Genomic DNA, 14,912 nt, shown 5'->3' with positions numbered 1-14,912 from the left:
CGAGGAACCTGGAAAACAGCATGACCAACGCAGTTCAACTCGACGAGACCCACGACCCGGCCCGGCGGAGTTTTGTCGAGACGGCAAACGGCGGCGCGACCGACTTCCCGATCCAGAATCTGCCGCTTGGCATCTTCAGCACCGCGGCCGATACGCAGCCGCGGATCGGCACCGCGATCGGAGATTTCGTCTTCGACCTGAAGCGAGCGCTCGGTTCCGATGAGTACCTCGCGGCGCCGATCCGCCAGGCGCTCCAGCAAGGCACGCTCAATGCGCTGTTCGCGCTCGGACCTATGGCGATGCGGGAGCTGCGCCGCCGCGCCGCCGATCTGCTGGGGCAGGGCAGCGCGGCCAATGACACCAGGCGCCGCGCCTCCGAATTGCTGACGTCGATCGCGGATGCGACGCTGCATCTGCCCACACGCATCTCGAACTACACGGACTTCTACGCCGGCATCTATCATGCGCGGGCGGCGGGCGCGCTGCTGACGCCAGAAAATCCGCTTCCCGCGAACTACAAATGGGTGCCCATCGCCTATCACGGCCGTGCCTCGTCGGTGCAAGTGGGGCGCGGGATGGTGCGACGGCCACTCGGGCAACGCCCGCCCACGGTGGCGGGCGCAGCGCCGGGCTTTGGCCCGTGCGAACGGCTGGATTTCGAGCTCGAGATGGGCTTCTACCTCGCTGCCGGCAACCGGCTCGGCAATCCTGTCCCGATCGCCGAAGCATCGCAGCAGATCGTCGGCTATTCGCTGCTGAACGACTGGTCGGCGCGCGACATCCAGCGCTGGGAGATGTTTCCGCTCGGACCGTTCCTCAGCAAGAGTTTTGCTACCTCGGTGTCACCGTGGGTCGTCACGTCGGATGCGCTGGCGCCGTTCCGTGTCCCGGCGCTGGCGCGGCCGGACGGCGATCCGCGTCCGCTCGACTATCTGTTCGACGCGGCCGATCAATCGCACGGCGGACTCGATGTCCACCTCGAGGTCCTGCTCTCGACCGCGCAGATGCGCGCCGCGAACCAGCCCGCCGCGGCGATTCTCACATCCAATGCCAAATACCTGTATTGGACCCCGGCGCAGATGATCGCGCATCACAGCATCAATGGCTGCAATCTGCTGCCGGGCGACCTGATCGGCACTGGCACCATTTCGGGGCCTAGCCCGGCGCAGCTTTCGAGCATGCTCGAGTTCACCGCCGCCGGATCACGGCCGGCCGTGCTTCCGAGCGGCGAGCGCCGCGGCTTCCTCGAGGACGGCGACGAGGTTACCTTCCGCGGCCGCTGCAGCCTGGAAGGTTTTGCGAGCATCGGCTTCGGCTCATGCGTCGGCAGGATCGGGCCGGCGGACGCCGTCATTGCCGGAAACAACCATGCCTGATGGCGGGAGGGTGATATGGAGTGTCAATCGCTGCTAACCTACGCACAGCTCCAGAACGCGGCGCTCGATCCAGACGACTTCCGCTTCGGACAGCTCCTGACATTGGCGGTCGGGTTATCGCTGCTGCTGATCACGCGTCTGGCGACACTGCTGGCCGCTGCGCTGTAGGGTGACGGAAGTCCGACGGCGAGCGGTTGGTCCACTTCTTGAACGCCTTGCGGAAGCTGGTAGCGTCGGCAAAGCCGACACGCTCGGCGACCTGATCGATTGCCAGATGGGTGTTCTCGAGCAACTCCGTCGCAATCGACTGCCGCATCCCGTCGACGATCGACTGGAACGACTGCCCGTCCTCCGCCAGCCTGCGGTGGAACGTTCGCAGCGACAGCCCGAGCTTGGATGCGATCTCCGGCGCGCCCGCAAATCGGCTGGGGCTGTTGAGGCAGGCGGCTCTGATCCGCCTTACTAGCTCGGATTCGCCGGGATGCTCGGTCAAGACGACGTCACAGAGCTGCTGGCAGATCTTCGCGGTGATCGGGTTTGCATTGGGGCAGGGTAGATCGAGCACCTTGGCATCGAAATGCCATTCCATGCGATCGGCGCCGAAGTCGATCGGGCAGTTGAACATCCGCTCGTAGTTGCGCCAGTGCACGGGTGCGGCAAACGGAAAGATCATCCTCTTGCTCGGGAACGGCGACTCGAGGATGCGGCTGAACACCGCGGTCATCGAGCTGCGCCAGAATTCCGCGGCGAACGGCAGCAGCTCGCCGAGCGGGTCGAGCCCATGGCTGCGAAGGATCGCGGTCGTCCCGTGCTCGATCCGGAAGCTGATCTGCCTGACCGCCGGCCCGGCCATGGTGATGTGATCGAGCGAGAACATCAGCGCTTCGCCGAATGTCCGGCTCGACACCAGCGCATAGCCGTAAATGCCGTAATCGCTGATGCGCTGCCGAGCGCCTGCGAGCAACCCTATATCGGAGCGCTTCGCCAGCCGCATCGCGTTGCGGTAGATCGCCAGCCGCTGGCGGTGCGAGATGCGAGCGTGGGGATCCTCGAGCTGGGAGGCATCGAGACCGGTCCGTGCAAACAGCTCCCGAACCGACAGGCCCTGCGCCGCCAGCTCGGCGGCCAGCGCGCCGAGTCCGAGCAGGCTCTGCGTCGGCGCATCGGGGTCGCTCGAGATCGGCATCACGATCTTGATCGGCTTCATGGCACTTCCTCCACGTCCGGCTGGCACAGATTGACAGGCCGACGAACGGCTCTTCCGGCCGTTTGGCAATCTTCGACATCATAATTGGCAGAGCTTGACGTTGTCACGTTTGTTATGACGGACGACATTCAAATCATCAGAACAGCGGGATCTGCGCCGGGCAGGCCCGCAGCGAGGAGACGTCTGACCGCCGTGACGCTGCGTCGAAAGCGCTGCCGGCCGGCTTTTGCATCGAGCGGAGGGAACCTGATGACGACAGTACTTCACGAGATGGACGGCAAGGTTGGCGTGGTGACGCTGGCGAAGCCGCCGCACAATTTGCTCGACGACCAGCTCATCAACGATGTGGTCGGCGCCTACCACGCGGTGGTTGCGGCCGGCTGCCGCGCTATCCTGCTGCGTAGCTCGATGCGGCACTTCTGCGCCGGCGCGGAGATGGCGTCCTGGGGAATCGGCACCAAGCTGCACACCGATCAGGCCGGTCTCGAAAAAATCTGGCGTAGTCTCGAGGATGTACCGGTTCCCACGGTTGCCGCCGTCAATGGCGGCGTGCTTGGCGGCGGGCTTGAGCTCGCGCTGACCTGCGACATGATTATCGCAGCGAACACCGCGTTCCTCGGCCAGGTCGAGGTTGCGGTCGGGTTGCTGCCGCTGCTCGGCGGCACGCAGCGCATCGCGCAACGCGCCGGCATCGCGCGGGCCAAGGAGATCGCGATGCTCGGCCGCCGTCACACTCCCGAGGCGTTCGAACGCTGGGGCATCATCAACCTCGTCGTCCCGGAAGCCGAATTGGGCGCTTCATCGATGACCATGGCGCGGCAGCTCGCCGCCGGCCCGACCAAGGTCATCGCGGGCGTCAAGATGCAGGCGAACCTGCAGGCGCGCGGCGGCGTCGCCGCTGCCGACGCGCGACAGGTCGAGATCAACGACATGATCTGGAAGGCCAGGGATCGCCAGCGTGGCGCCGACGCCTTCTTCGCGTCGGGCCCGGCAACAGCTGTCTTCGAGGGAGACTGACGATGTCGGCTGCGCCTCTTCAGGGATTGCGGGTGGTCGATTTCACTCGCGTGCTGGCCGGTCCGCATTGCACCAAGGCGCTGCGTGACCTCGGCGCCGAGGTCACCAAGATCGAGCCGCCGTCCGGCGACATTGGCCGCGCCGGACTGCCTTACGTCGGTGGTATGGGTCTCTATTTCGTGCAGCAGAACGCCGGCAAGCGGAATCTCAGCATCGACCTGAACTATGTTGAGGGACGCGAGATAGTCACCCGCCTGTGTAGGGGGGCCGACGTCATCGTCGAGAATTTCCGTCCCGGCACCTTGGCGCGGTTCGGCTTCAGCTACGACGACGTCCGTGCCTTCAACCCCGGCATCATCTATGTCTCGCTGAGCGGCTACGGGCAGTCGACCTCCTGGCGCAACCGGCCGGCCTTTGCGCCTACGGTGCAGGCCGAGACCGGCCTGACCTCGATCGTGCAGGACCATTTCGGTCCGGCATTGTCGGAGCCACGCGGCGATTCGTGCAGCCATGCCGATGTCTATACCGGGCTGCAGGGCGTGATCGCCGTGCTCGCCGCGCTCCAGCATCGCAACCGCACCGGCGAGGGACAGCACGTCGACGTGTCGATGGCTGCGACGATGCTGTCGGTCAACGAGCGCGCCGGCGCGATGATGTCGGGGATCGACACCGACGGCGAGCCTATCGCGCTGTCGGCTAATGAGTCGCACATCTTCGAGATGTCCGACGGCACCCGCCTGACGATCGCCGCCAGCCCGATCTATTCGCCGATGTTCACGCGCTACTGCGCGATGATGCGGCGAAGCGATTTGCTGGCCGATGCCCGCTACGCCACCGCCAGCCTGCGCCGGCAGAACCTCGCGCCGTTGCTCGCCGAAATCCGCGCCTGGATTACGACGTTCGAGAATCTCGAGCAGTTGCAGGCGCAAGTCAGTGAAGCCGGGCTCGCGGTTGGGCGCGTGCGCACCGTCAACGAGTTCGTGGAGACCGATTGGGCCAAGGAGTGGAATGCCGTGGTCGAGGTCGATGACCGGGCCGGCGGATTGGTCCGAATGCCGGGCAATCCCTGGATCTTCAGCCGCTCGGAACTGCCGTCGCCCGGCACGCCGGCCTATCAGGGCGAACACAATGAAGACGTCCTTGGCCAGCTCGACTTTGCGCCCGAGAGGATCAAGGATCTGCAGTACCGCAACATCCTGCTCAGCCGGCGATAGGCGGAGCTTGTCCGGGCATGGCAAAAAGATCGCTTCAATTGGATGGAGGAGGAATCCGACGACATCGAGCGATCCGCTCCGACCTTCTCGGCACTTTCCGCAACCGACATTTCGCGACGCGAGCCTCCCGAGGCCGGCACCTAACTGGTTCCAACCCTCTCGCAGTGGAATTGCGGGCGAAAGGAGGCCTTTGACGGGGTATCAGGAGGCGACCTCGCGAGTTTGCCTGCCCGTAGGTAGAAAAGAGGGCTTCGAGAATAGTGGGCTTAGCGATGCAGCGGACCAGTGCCTCGAATTCCCGACGCCTTATCGTTAGTTGGTCCGGGCTCGCTCGAAATTTGCCTTGCCCCATTCCGACAAGAGGAAATCAAACTGGAGGTTCAATGCACGCGAGCCCTGGTGCGCCCACCAAGCTTTCATAGCTTAAGTCCGCCCTCGTAACGGTCATCCCGGCCAGCGGTCGCGTCTGTTCCGGCAACCGCTATCGCCTGCTTCCTCACGCCGCTTCCTGATCTCCGCCCTCAATTGCTTGCGCCTGCGTTTCGCACCGGCCGGCAAATCGTCGGGGCATGTCCGCTATCGCGCGCGGAATTTCGATCGCCGTTCGGCAGCGGTCTGAATCTGACGAAGTTCATCACGACAGGTCCGCGATCACTGCGCTGACAGGCGTTGGGGTGAAGGTGCGGGCTGAGCGCGGGGCGCCCTGCAGCGAGGGCGGTTGACAGGGGAGAGCGCCCACTTTAATCACCTGACTAATTAATCAATTAATTAAGGCCCAAAACCCTAGGGAAAGAATCCGCCTGATGCTGGCCGGCCAGAGACATCCGAAGCTGCTTGCCCCGCGCGGCCGCGGCCTCACTTGGCTGGAAAACAAGGTGCTCGTGCATTCCGTGCGCAGCGGCCTCGAACAGGCTGAGAATGACCTTGTCGAGCAGGCCGCACGCTTTGCCGAGCGCAGCGTCGGTGTGATCACCGCGGGCAGACCGAACGCCGGTGCGACCGGCCATCGCGTCAGACCGTCGATCCCGGAAAAACCCGTGCAGCACCACTGCAATCGCCCACGCGGTGCTCGCCGCCGATCACTGCCGCCGAATCCCGCACATCAGTTCGGGCGCGCGAGCGTTGCGCGCCCGGCCGTGATGTCGCGGATCGGCGTCTGCCGCCCGAAGCAGAGTGGGCTTCGTTCACCCGTATGGAAAATGAGGAGTGAGGCGTAAACGATGGGACGTCGATCTGAGGTACTGATGGCGCAAGAGACCGCCGGCACGGACAACCGGCGCGTGATCCAGGTGGTGTCGCGCGCATTCGACATCGTGCGTTGCTTCGAAGGTCGAAGCATACGCCTGGGAAATCGCGAAATCGCCGATCGCTGTGGTCTTCCCCGATCGACGGTGTCGCGTCTCACCTTGACGCTTACCCAGATCGGCCAGCTGATCTATCTGCCGCAAGAGCAAAAATATGCTCTCGGTCCCCACGCCGCCGCGCCCGGCGCGCCGTTGTTTGCGCAGGGTTGCGAGAAGCCTGCCTGCGCCGACGAGCCGCAACTCCGCCAGGTGCCGCGCTTCGGGTACTTCGAAGATCAGCGCAACTCGATTGCCGAGCCGCTTGCAGTGACGCCACACCGTTGACGCCTCGCGGAGACGGTTGGGACTATCGGTACGAGCGCAAGCTAACGAAACATCCGAAGCAAAGGGAAACGCATGTCTGAAGCATACATCATTGACGCTGTTCGCACGCCGCGCGGCATCGGCAAGCCGGGCAAGGGAGCGCTGTCGCACCTGCATCCGCAGCATCTGGCCGCGACGGTGCTCGGCGCGCTCAAGGAGCGCAACAAGCTCGATACGTCGACCGTCGATGACATCATCTGGTCGACATCGACTCAGGAAGGCAAGCAGGGCGGCGATCTCGGACGCATGTCGGCGCTCGCGGCAGGCTACGATATCAACGCCAGCGGCACGACGCTGGATCGTTTCTGCGGTGGCGGCATCACCTCGGTGAACCTCGCGGCAGCGTCCGTGATGTCGGGGATGGAAGATTGCGTCATCGCCGGCGGCACCGAGATGATGAGCTATCAACAGACTCTCGCAGCCGAGCGTTCCAAGGCCGGGCAGCCGGCGCGGATGATGGGTTCGGGCAATCCGGCGCTCGACGAGATTCACCCGCAGTCGCACCAGGGCGTGTGCGGCGACGCCATCGCGACGCGCGAGGGGATCAGCCGCGAGGCCTGCGATGCACTGGCACTGACGAGCCAGCAGCGCGCCAAGCGGGCCATCGATGAAGGCCGCTTCGCCAAGTCGGTGATCCCCGTCCTCAACGACGACGGCAGCGTTGCCCTCAATCGCGAAGAATTCCCGCGCCCGGAAACCACTGCCGAAGGACTGGCTTCGCTGAAGCCGAGCTTCGAGCAGCTTGCCGATTTCGACCTCGGCAACGGCACGACGTTCAAGAAGCAGATCCAGCGCCGCTATCCGGACCTCGACTGGAAGGGCGTGCACCATGCCGGCAACAGCTCGGGCGTGGTGGACGGCGCCGCCGCGGTGCTGATCACGTCGAAGGAATATGCCGAGAAGCACGGCCTCAAGCCGCGCGGCCGCATCGTGGCCTATGCCAACCAGGGTGACGATCCGACCCTGATGCTCAACGCGCCGGTTCCGGCGGCCAAGAAGGTTCTGGCCAAGGCCGGCCTGACCAAGAACGACATCGACGTCTGGGAGATCAACGAGGCTTTCGCGGTCGTCGCCGAGAAGTTCATCCGCGACCTCGAGCTGGACCGCGAGAAGGTCAACATCAACGGCGGCTCGATCGCGCTCGGCCACCCGATCGGCGCGACCGGATCGATCCTGATCGGCACGGCGCTCGACGAGCTCGAGCGCAGCGGCGGACGCTATGGCCTGGTCACCATGTGTGCCGCCGGCGGCATGGCACCGGCCATCATCATCGAACGCATGTGATCGCGAAAGGATATTGCCATGAAACTCGATTCATCGGTCGCCGCCGTCGTCACCGGTGGGGCTTCCGGCCTTGGTGCTGCCACCTCGCGCGCGCTGGCTGCGCAAGGCGTGAAAGTCGCGATCTTCGACTTCAACGAAGAGAAGGGTGAAGCAATCGCCAAGGAAATCGGCGGTGTGTTCTGCAAGGTCGATGTCACCTCGGACGAGCAGGTCGATGCGGGCTTTGCCAAGGCCCGCGCGGCGCATGGCCAGGAGCGCATCCTGGTGAACTGCGCCGGCACCGGCAACGCGGTGAAGACCGCCGGCCGCGACAAGAAGACCGGCGAGCCCACCCACTTCCCGATCGACGCCTTCAACCGCATCATCCAGATCAACCTCGTCGGCACGTTCCGCTGCATCGCCAAGTCGGCGCAGGGCATGCTGTCGCTGGCTCCGCTGGAGCACGGCGAGCGTGGTGCGGTCGTCAATACAGCCTCCGTCGCGGCCGAGGATGGCCAGATGGGGCAGGCGGCTTATTCTGCCTCGAAGGCCGGCGTGGTCGGCATGACCCTGCCGATCGCGCGCGACCTGATGGCCGAAGGCATCCGCGTCAACACCATCCTGCCGGGCATCTTCAACACCCCGCTGCTGCAGGGCGCCCCGGAAAACGTCAAGGCCGCGCTCAGCGCGTCGGTGCCGTTCCCCAAGCGTCTCGGCATGCCGGAGGAATATGCGCATCTGGCGCTGACCATGATCACCAATGGCTACTTCAACGGTGAAGACGTCCGTCTCGACGGCGCCATCCGCATGGCTCCGCGTTAAGCGATCAGGAGACCAAAGCGATGTCCGAAGAAACCCCGGTCCTCACTGAAGTCCGCGGACCGATACTGATCATCACCCTGAACCGGCCGGAAGCCAAGAACGCGGCCAACCTCGCCCTCTCCAAGGGCGTGGCCGCGGCGATCGACCGGCTCGACGCCGACGATTCCCTGAGCGTCGGCATCATCACCGGCGCCGGCGGCACATTCTGCTCGGGCATGGACCTCAAGGGGTTCCTGAAAGGCGAGCGGCCGTCGATCCCCGGCCGCGGCTTCGCCGGCCTCACCGAGGCCCCGCCGAAGAAGCCGCTGATTGCGGCTGTCGACGGCTACGCGCTCGCCGGCGGGATGGAGATCGCGCTGTCGTGCGACATGATCGTCGCCAACCGCAACGCGAAGTTCGGGATCCCCGAGGTGAAGCGCGGACTTGCGGCAGCGGCCGGCGGGCTAATCCGCATGCCGCGCCAGATGCCGTTCCGTGTGGCGATGGAGTTCGCATTGACGGGCGAGTTCTTCGGCGCCGAGCGCGCCCATCAACTCGGCATCATCAATCGCGTAACCGATGGCCCGGCGCTCGACGCCGCGCTTGAGCTCGCGGCAGCGATCGGCGCCAACGGCCCGCTCGCCGTCAAGGCATCCAAGCAGGTGATCGTCGAATCCCGGCTCTGGCCGGAAGATGAGATGTGGAAGAGGCAGCAGGAGATCGTCGGTCCTGTCTTCGTATCCGAGGATGCCCGCGAGGGCGCGGCTGCCTTTGCCGAAAAGCGCGCGCCGAACTGGAAGGGCAAGTAGGGCATCGCCTGTTTCGATGACGGGGCGTCGGTTTTGATTGCAGCAGAACCGGCGCTCTAAACTTTTTACGATGCCTCGCCGTACGTCGGTGGGCTTCCACGAGAGCGCTATTGGGTGATTGATGCGCAGCTTTACCGAAGACCAGGTCATTTTCCGCGACTCCTACCGCAAGTTCCTCGCCAGCGAGATCACGCCTCACATGGAGGAGTGGCGGGAAGCCGGCATCGTCGACCGCAGCGCGTTCAAGAAGGCCGGTGACCTCGGCTTCCTGATGATCTGGCCCGAGGAAAAATACGGCGGAATGGGCGACGAGGACTTCCGTTACGAGCAGATCATCATCGAGGAGACCGCGCGCTCGGGCTGCAAGGGCTGGTTCAACACGCTGCACAGCCGACTGGTCGGATCCTACTTCAAGCGCTTCGGCACCGAGGAGCAGCGCGACCGATTCCTGCCGAAATGCGTCAACGGCGAGACCATCCTGGCCATCGCGATGACCGAGCCCGGCGCGGGCTCAGACCTCGCCGGCATGCGGTCGACCGCGGAAGACAAGGGCGATCATTTCCTGCTCAATGGCTCGAAGACCTATATTTCCAACGGCATCAATTCCGACGTGGTGATCGTGGCGGCCAAGCTCGCGGGCGCCGAGAAGAAGCATGCCATGGTGCTCCTGATCGTCGAGCGCGGCATGGAAGGTTTTGAGCGCGGCCGCAATCTCAAGAAGATGGGCATGCCGGCGCAGGACACTGCCGAACTCTTCTTCAACAATGTGAAGGTGCCCAAGGCCAACGTGCTGGGAGAACCCGGCAAGGGCTTTTACTATCTCATGGAAGGCCTTGCCGAGGAGCGGCTAATCTCCGCGGTCGGATCGATCGCCAATGGCCGCAAGGCGTTCGACATCACGCGCACTTACGTGATGGACCGCAAATTGTTTGGCCGGCCGCTTGCCGAACAGCAGAACACCCAGTTCCGCATGGCGGAGATGGATGCCGAAATCGATCTCGTGCAGGTCTATGTCGATCACTGCGTGGCCGAGCACAATGCCGGACGCCTGACCAGCAATATGGGCGCCAAGGCCAAGATGATGTCGTCGGAGGTCGAGTGGAAGATGCTCGATCTTGGCGTCCAGTTGCACGGCGGCGCAGGTTACATGGATGAATATCCGATCAGTCGCATGTTTACCGACGCGCGCGTCAATCGAATCCTCGCTGGAAGCTCTGAAGTGATGCGGCTGATCATCGGCCGCGATGTCTTCTCGGAGCACTACAAGAGCATTCTGGACTAGCCGGTCAGCACGACCGGCTAACTGCCTCCGTTCCGCATCAGCCGCGGGCCTGCCGCAGCGGCTCGCGCGCATGCTCCTTCGAGCGCAGCAATGCATCGACGAAGATCGGCTCCCAGGAGCGGATGTGAGTGCGGAGCAGGGCGGTCAGCGCCTCGGTCTCGCCGGCGAGCGCGAGCTCGATCAACCGGTAATGTTCGGGCACTGACGCTTGCTGCCGCTCGTGGCCCGCGCGGGAGCTGATGCCGTAGAGCCGCATCTTGTCGCGCAGCCCCATCACCGTGTCGGTCAGCAGGTCGTTGCCGGCGGCGGCGATGAACTCGCGATGATAGTTGCGGTCGGCTTCCAGATAGAGCTGGACGTCGTCGGTCTCGACGGCCCTGGCGATCTGGTCGGCCCAGCCGCGCACGATTGTTAGATCCTTCGGCGGATTGGTGGCGACCAGCACGGCGGCGTGCAGCTCGAGCACTTCGCGCATGTCGAACAGGTTGCGCAGTTCGGTCAGCGTCGGCTCGACCACCTTGAAGCCGCGGTTGCGCATCGGCTCGACCAGACCGCCGCGGCTGAGCTCGAGCAGCGCCTCGCGCACCGGCGTCGAGGAGACGCCGAGGCTCGCCGCGAGACTCGGCACCGAATACATCGTGCCCGGAAGGCTCTGCCCGGAAATGATCTCGGCCCGCACCCGCTGCAGCACCTGTTCTCGCAAATTCTGGTCCATCGGTGGTCGTGGCCGCCTCTCGCTGGGAACTCCGATTCGTCGCTGATTATTACTTAGCCTTGACGCGGCCGGTAGCGTATGACGTAAATGTGTAACGCATTACAAAAATGCGTCACATGGATTGACTGGGATAGGTGAGACGGCGGTGAAACAGCGGCTGCCCGGCTATTGCACGCTTTGTCGCTCGCGCTGCGGTGCCGTCACCGTGGTCGAGGATGGGCGTCTTGTCGGTGTAGAGGTATTGAATAACCACCCGACCGGCGGCGCGCTTTGCGCCAAGGGCAGGGCGGCGCCCGAAATCGTCGCCAGCCCGCGCCGTCTGACCGTCCCGCTGAAGCGGACCCAGCCGCGCGGCGCCGCCGATCCGGGCTGGGTCGAGGTGTCGTGGGACGAGGCCTTGACCGAGATCGCTGCTCGGCTCGGCACGATCCGCGCCGAGAGCGGCGCCGAAGCGGTGGCGTTCGGCGTCACTACGCCGAGCGGCACGCCGATGGTCGACAGTTTCGAGTGGGTCGAGCGCTTCATCCGCGGCTTCGGCAGCCCGAACCTGATCTATGCGGTCGAGATCTGCGGCTGGCACAAGGACTATGCGCACGCGCTGACCTTCGGCCGCGGCATCGGCTTTCCCGATTACGACAATGCCGATGCGATTATCCTGTGGGGCCACAATCCGGCGCGGACCTGGCTTGCCCAGGCAACGCGGATCGCCGATGCGCGGCGGCGCGGCGCCAAGGTCGTGGTGATCGATCCCAAGCCGAACGGCTCGGGGCAGCAGGCCGATCTGTGGCTGCGCGTTCGTCCGGGCGCCGACGGCGCGCTCGCGATGGGCGCGATCCGTCACCTCATCGCTACCGGCAGCTTCGATGCGGATTTCGTCGGCGCATGGACCAATGGATCGCTGCTGGTCGATCGTGCGACCGGACGCTTCCTGCGCGCCGACGCATTGTGGCCGGATGGCGCGCCGGAGGCTTTCGTTCGTCTCGATGCGTCGGGCGCGCCCGTGCCTTGCGACACCCGCTACGCGCCGGAGAGCTGTGGCCAGCTGCGTGGCGCGCTGCAGGTCCGCACACGCGACGGCCGGCTGATGGCGGCGGCTACCGCGTTCGAACTGCTCGTCGAGCGAGCCGCGCCATACACGCCGGCGCGCGTCGCGGAGCTGACCTGGCTTCCTGTCGAGGACGTCGACGCGTTCAACACGCTGCTCGCTCGCCGGCCGCGGCTCGCCTACCATTCCTGGACCGGCGTCGGCCAGCACACCAACGCGACCGCGATCGAGCGCACGATTGCAACGTTGTATGCGCTGACCGGCGCTTGCGATCGGCCCGGCGGCAATCGCTGGCCGGTGCCGCCGCCGACCCGTGCCCTCAACGACTACAACATCCTGTCGCCGGAGCAGCAGGCCAAGGCGCTGGGCATTACTGAGCTGCCGCTCGGCCCGCCGGCCAAGGGCTGGATCACGGCGCGCGACTTCAGCCGGGCCGTGCTTGACGGCGAGCCCTACCGGGTGCGCGCGCTGGTCGCCTTCGGCACCAACTTCGTCGTCTCGCAGGGCCATTCCGAGCGCAACCGCGCCGCGCTGAACGCGCTGGAATTCCAGGTCCATATCGACATGTTCATGAATCCGACCGCGGAGAGCGCCGATTTCGTGCTGCCCGCCAGCACGCCGTGGGAGCGCGATGCGCTCAAGATCGGATTCGAGATCACGCAGGAAGCTGTCGAGACCGTGCAATTTCGCCCGCGCATGGTCGAGCCGGTCGGTGAGGTCAAGGCCGATTACGAGATCGCCGCCGCGCTTGCGCTCAAGCTCGGGATGGGCGAATTGTTCTTCGGCGGCGATATCACGGCCGGGTGGAATTACCAGCTGGCGCCGCTCGGCATCGGTGTCGAGGATCTGCGCGACCATCCGGAAGGCCGCCGTTTCCCGCAGATCTTCCGCGACGAAAAATACGCCGTGGCGCGCGAGGACCGCACGGTTGCCGGATTCTCGACGCCGACGCGCCGCGTCGAGATCTATTCGGAGCTGATGCTGGGGCACGGGTATGATCCCTTGCCCGACCATGTCGAGCCGGTCGGCAGCCCGCTCACGGCAGCGCCGGATGCACGCTTTCCGCTCGTGCTTTCCACCGCCAAGAGCGGCTGGTTCGTTCACTCCTCTTATCGGCACGTCGCCTCGCTGCGGCGCAAGTCACCCGATCCGGCCGTCGAGATCAGTCCGCAGCTCGCCGCGCGGCGCGGCCTTGCCGAAGGCGACTGGGCCGTGGTCGAGACGCATGGCGGTGACGTGCGCCTGAAGGTGCGCCTCAATGCGGCTCTCGACGATCGGGTCGTCGTCGCCGAATTCGGCTGGTGGGAAGACTGTCCGCCGCTCGGCCGCGAGCGTTCCGCGACGGCTGGCATCCACACCCGCAACATCAACGCCGTGCTGCACGACGATGCGCGCGATCCGGTCAGCGGCTCCGTCCCGCTGCGCGCGATCGTCTGCGACATCAGGCGCGACGGCGTTGCCAGTCGTGGCCTGTGGAGCGGTCAGCGGCGGTTCACGCTCGGTGCGCGCCGCGCCGAGGCGGATAATGTCATCGCGCTCAACCTGCTGCCGCTTGACGATGGTCCGCTGCCCGACTTCCTGCCGGGCCAGCACGTGATGGTCTCGCTGCCCGGCGCAACGCAGGCACGGGCCTATTCGCTGACCGGATCGGGCGATCGGCCGGATGTGCTCTCGATAGCGGTGAAGGGGCGCTTCTTCAATGAGGCGCCGAGCGGCGACGCGCCGTTCTTCATGCCGGATCGTCTGCACCGTCTTGCCGTCGGAGACGAGGTTGTGCTGGAGCCGCCGGGCGGCATCTTCACGCCGCCGCTGAAGGGGCCGCGGCCGCTGATCTTCCTCGCCGCCGGCATCGGCATCACGCCGTTCATCAGCCATCTCGAAACGCTGCAACGGATTGCACCACAAGATCGCGTTGGCGAAATCCTGCTGCTGCATGGCTGCCGCAGCAGCCGGGAGCATCCGTTTGCCGAGCGGCTTGCGGAGCTGGAAGCCGGCACCCCAGGGCTGAAGCGTGTGACGTTCTATTCCGCGCCGTTCGCGCAGGACCCGATCGACTCGCATGCGTTGCGCAAGGGGAGGGTTGATCTCGGACAGGTCAAGCCGCTGTTGCCGCGCCGGCCGCTGGTCTACATCTGCGGCTCGCCGGAATTCGTTGCGGCACAGATCGAGGCCGTGACGGCGCTCGGCGTGCCGCGCTTCGACATTTTCGCCGAAAGCTTCGTGTCGCCGCCGTCGGTACCGAGCAATCTTGCGCCGCGCACCGTCCGCCTTCTGGGCAGCAAGCAGAATTTTTCCTGGCGGCCGGAGCAGGGGACGCTGCTTGATGCGGCGAGTGCGGCGGGCGTCGCGCTGCCGAGCGGCTGCCGTGTCGGGCAATGCGAAAGCTGCGCGGTTCAGGTCGTCGATGGGGAGTTCACCCATCTTGGCGCTGTCGATGGCAGCGAGGGACAGTGCCTCGCCTGCCAGGCCGTGCCGCTGACCGATCTGACGCTCGCGCTTTGATGACCAAACACGAT

General features: G+C 65.2%; 12 protein-coding genes and 1 pseudogene. 11 read left to right on the top strand and 2 right to left on the bottom strand.

The window, feature by feature from the left end; translation table 11 throughout:
- Nucleotides 1-20 precede the first annotated feature (20 nt).
- Both fahA and ACVIHF_RS23155 read left to right on the top strand, forming a co-directional pair.
- Entirely contained in the window at nucleotides 21-1,376 is a 1,356-nt protein-coding gene (fahA, locus tag ACVIHF_RS23160; RefSeq protein WP_456792599.1) for a fumarylacetoacetase, read from the top strand.
- 15 nt (nucleotides 1,377-1,391) lie between these two features.
- A complete protein-coding gene (locus ACVIHF_RS23155; protein ID WP_176936898.1) occupies nucleotides 1,392-1,544 on the top strand; it encodes a hypothetical protein in 153 nt (50 codons plus the stop codon).
- Here ACVIHF_RS23155 and ACVIHF_RS23150 read toward each other — a convergent pair.
- Nucleotides 1,507-2,583 carry an AraC family transcriptional regulator gene (locus ACVIHF_RS23150; protein ID WP_253607674.1) on the bottom strand — a complete coding sequence of 359 codons (1,077 nt, stop codon included), beginning with the start codon at nucleotides 2,581-2,583 and terminating at the stop codon, nucleotides 1,507-1,509. The two genes, ACVIHF_RS23155 and ACVIHF_RS23150, sit on opposite strands and share 38 nt — an antisense overlap.
- 249 nt (nucleotides 2,584-2,832) lie before the next feature.
- Between ACVIHF_RS23150 and ACVIHF_RS23145 the strand changes: the two genes are divergently transcribed.
- From ACVIHF_RS23145 to ACVIHF_RS23110, 8 genes and pseudogenes are all read left to right on the top strand, one after another.
- Nucleotides 2,833-3,600 carry an enoyl-CoA hydratase/isomerase family protein gene (locus ACVIHF_RS23145; protein WP_057020596.1) on the top strand — a complete coding sequence of 256 codons (768 nt, stop codon included), beginning with the start codon at nucleotides 2,833-2,835 and terminating at the stop codon, nucleotides 3,598-3,600.
- A 2-nt stretch (nucleotides 3,601-3,602) separates the two neighbouring features.
- Complete coding sequence (locus tag ACVIHF_RS23140; protein ID WP_456792598.1) at nucleotides 3,603-4,814, top strand: CaiB/BaiF CoA transferase family protein; 1,212 nt, start codon at nucleotides 3,603-3,605, stop codon at nucleotides 4,812-4,814.
- Nucleotides 4,815-5,617: 803 nt separating this feature from the next.
- Nucleotides 5,618-6,031, top strand: a complete 414-nt coding sequence (locus ACVIHF_RS23135) for a hypothetical protein (RefSeq protein WP_456792597.1) — start codon at nucleotides 5,618-5,620, stop codon at nucleotides 6,029-6,031.
- A gap of 3 nt (nucleotides 6,032-6,034) precedes the next feature.
- A pseudogene (locus tag ACVIHF_RS23130) lies at nucleotides 6,035-6,298 on the top strand (helix-turn-helix domain-containing protein); the annotation flags it as partial.
- A gap of 216 nt (nucleotides 6,299-6,514) precedes the next feature.
- Nucleotides 6,515-7,765, top strand: a complete 1,251-nt coding sequence (locus ACVIHF_RS23125) for an acetyl-CoA C-acetyltransferase (protein WP_456780078.1) — start codon at nucleotides 6,515-6,517, stop codon at nucleotides 7,763-7,765.
- Nucleotides 7,766-7,783: 18 nt separating this feature from the next.
- Complete coding sequence (locus ACVIHF_RS23120) at nucleotides 7,784-8,566, top strand: SDR family NAD(P)-dependent oxidoreductase (RefSeq protein ID WP_028336964.1); 783 nt, start codon at nucleotides 7,784-7,786, stop codon at nucleotides 8,564-8,566.
- Nucleotides 8,567-8,586: 20 nt separating this feature from the next.
- The gene (locus ACVIHF_RS23115; protein WP_057020591.1) at nucleotides 8,587-9,354 is read left to right on the top strand and encodes a crotonase/enoyl-CoA hydratase family protein; all 768 of its coding nucleotides are present in this window, start codon (nucleotides 8,587-8,589) and stop codon (nucleotides 9,352-9,354) included.
- A 121-nt stretch (nucleotides 9,355-9,475) separates the two neighbouring features.
- Complete coding sequence (locus ACVIHF_RS23110) at nucleotides 9,476-10,636, top strand: acyl-CoA dehydrogenase family protein (RefSeq protein ID WP_253607676.1); 1,161 nt, start codon at nucleotides 9,476-9,478, stop codon at nucleotides 10,634-10,636.
- A gap of 37 nt (nucleotides 10,637-10,673) precedes the next feature.
- Here ACVIHF_RS23110 and ACVIHF_RS23105 read toward each other — a convergent pair whose 3' ends face one another.
- Complete coding sequence (locus ACVIHF_RS23105; RefSeq protein WP_456780079.1) at nucleotides 10,674-11,351, bottom strand: GntR family transcriptional regulator; 678 nt, start codon at nucleotides 11,349-11,351, stop codon at nucleotides 10,674-10,676.
- A 145-nt stretch (nucleotides 11,352-11,496) separates the two neighbouring features.
- Here ACVIHF_RS23105 and ACVIHF_RS23100 point away from each other — a divergent pair, with 145 nt between their 5' ends.
- On the top strand, nucleotides 11,497-14,898 hold the full coding sequence (locus ACVIHF_RS23100) for a molybdopterin-dependent oxidoreductase (RefSeq protein WP_456792596.1): 3,402 nt from the start codon (nucleotides 11,497-11,499) through the stop codon (nucleotides 14,896-14,898).
- The last annotated feature ends 14 nt before the right edge of the window (nucleotides 14,899-14,912 follow it).

It is taken from the genome of Bradyrhizobium sp. USDA 4506 (genome assembly GCF_054058795.1).
Note: the sequence above shows the minus strand (reverse complement) of the source record. Positions and strands in the feature narration are given on the sequence as shown.

What these genes read in the sequence shown, in the direction of transcription:
- ACVIHF_RS23105 (WP_456780079.1), bottom strand. Translation starts at nt 11,351, where the DNA reads ATGGACCAGAATTTGCGAGAACAGGTGCTGCAGCGGGTGCGGGCCGAG.
- fahA (WP_456792599.1), top strand. Translation starts at nt 21, where the DNA reads ATGACCAACGCAGTTCAACTCGACGAGACCCACGACCCGGCCCGGCGG.
- ACVIHF_RS23125 (WP_456780078.1), top strand. Translation starts at nt 6,515, where the DNA reads ATGTCTGAAGCATACATCATTGACGCTGTTCGCACGCCGCGCGGCATC.
- ACVIHF_RS23135 (WP_456792597.1), top strand. Translation starts at nt 5,618, where the DNA reads ATGCTGGCCGGCCAGAGACATCCGAAGCTGCTTGCCCCGCGCGGCCGC.
- ACVIHF_RS23115 (WP_057020591.1), top strand. Translation starts at nt 8,587, where the DNA reads ATGTCCGAAGAAACCCCGGTCCTCACTGAAGTCCGCGGACCGATACTG.
- ACVIHF_RS23145 (WP_057020596.1), top strand. Translation starts at nt 2,833, where the DNA reads ATGACGACAGTACTTCACGAGATGGACGGCAAGGTTGGCGTGGTGACG.
- ACVIHF_RS23150 (WP_253607674.1), bottom strand. Translation starts at nt 2,583, where the DNA reads ATGAAGCCGATCAAGATCGTGATGCCGATCTCGAGCGACCCCGATGCG.
- ACVIHF_RS23120 (WP_028336964.1), top strand. Translation starts at nt 7,784, where the DNA reads ATGAAACTCGATTCATCGGTCGCCGCCGTCGTCACCGGTGGGGCTTCC.
- ACVIHF_RS23140 (WP_456792598.1), top strand. Translation starts at nt 3,603, where the DNA reads ATGTCGGCTGCGCCTCTTCAGGGATTGCGGGTGGTCGATTTCACTCGC.
- ACVIHF_RS23155 (WP_176936898.1), top strand. Translation starts at nt 1,392, where the DNA reads ATGGAGTGTCAATCGCTGCTAACCTACGCACAGCTCCAGAACGCGGCG.
- ACVIHF_RS23110 (WP_253607676.1), top strand. Translation starts at nt 9,476, where the DNA reads ATGCGCAGCTTTACCGAAGACCAGGTCATTTTCCGCGACTCCTACCGC.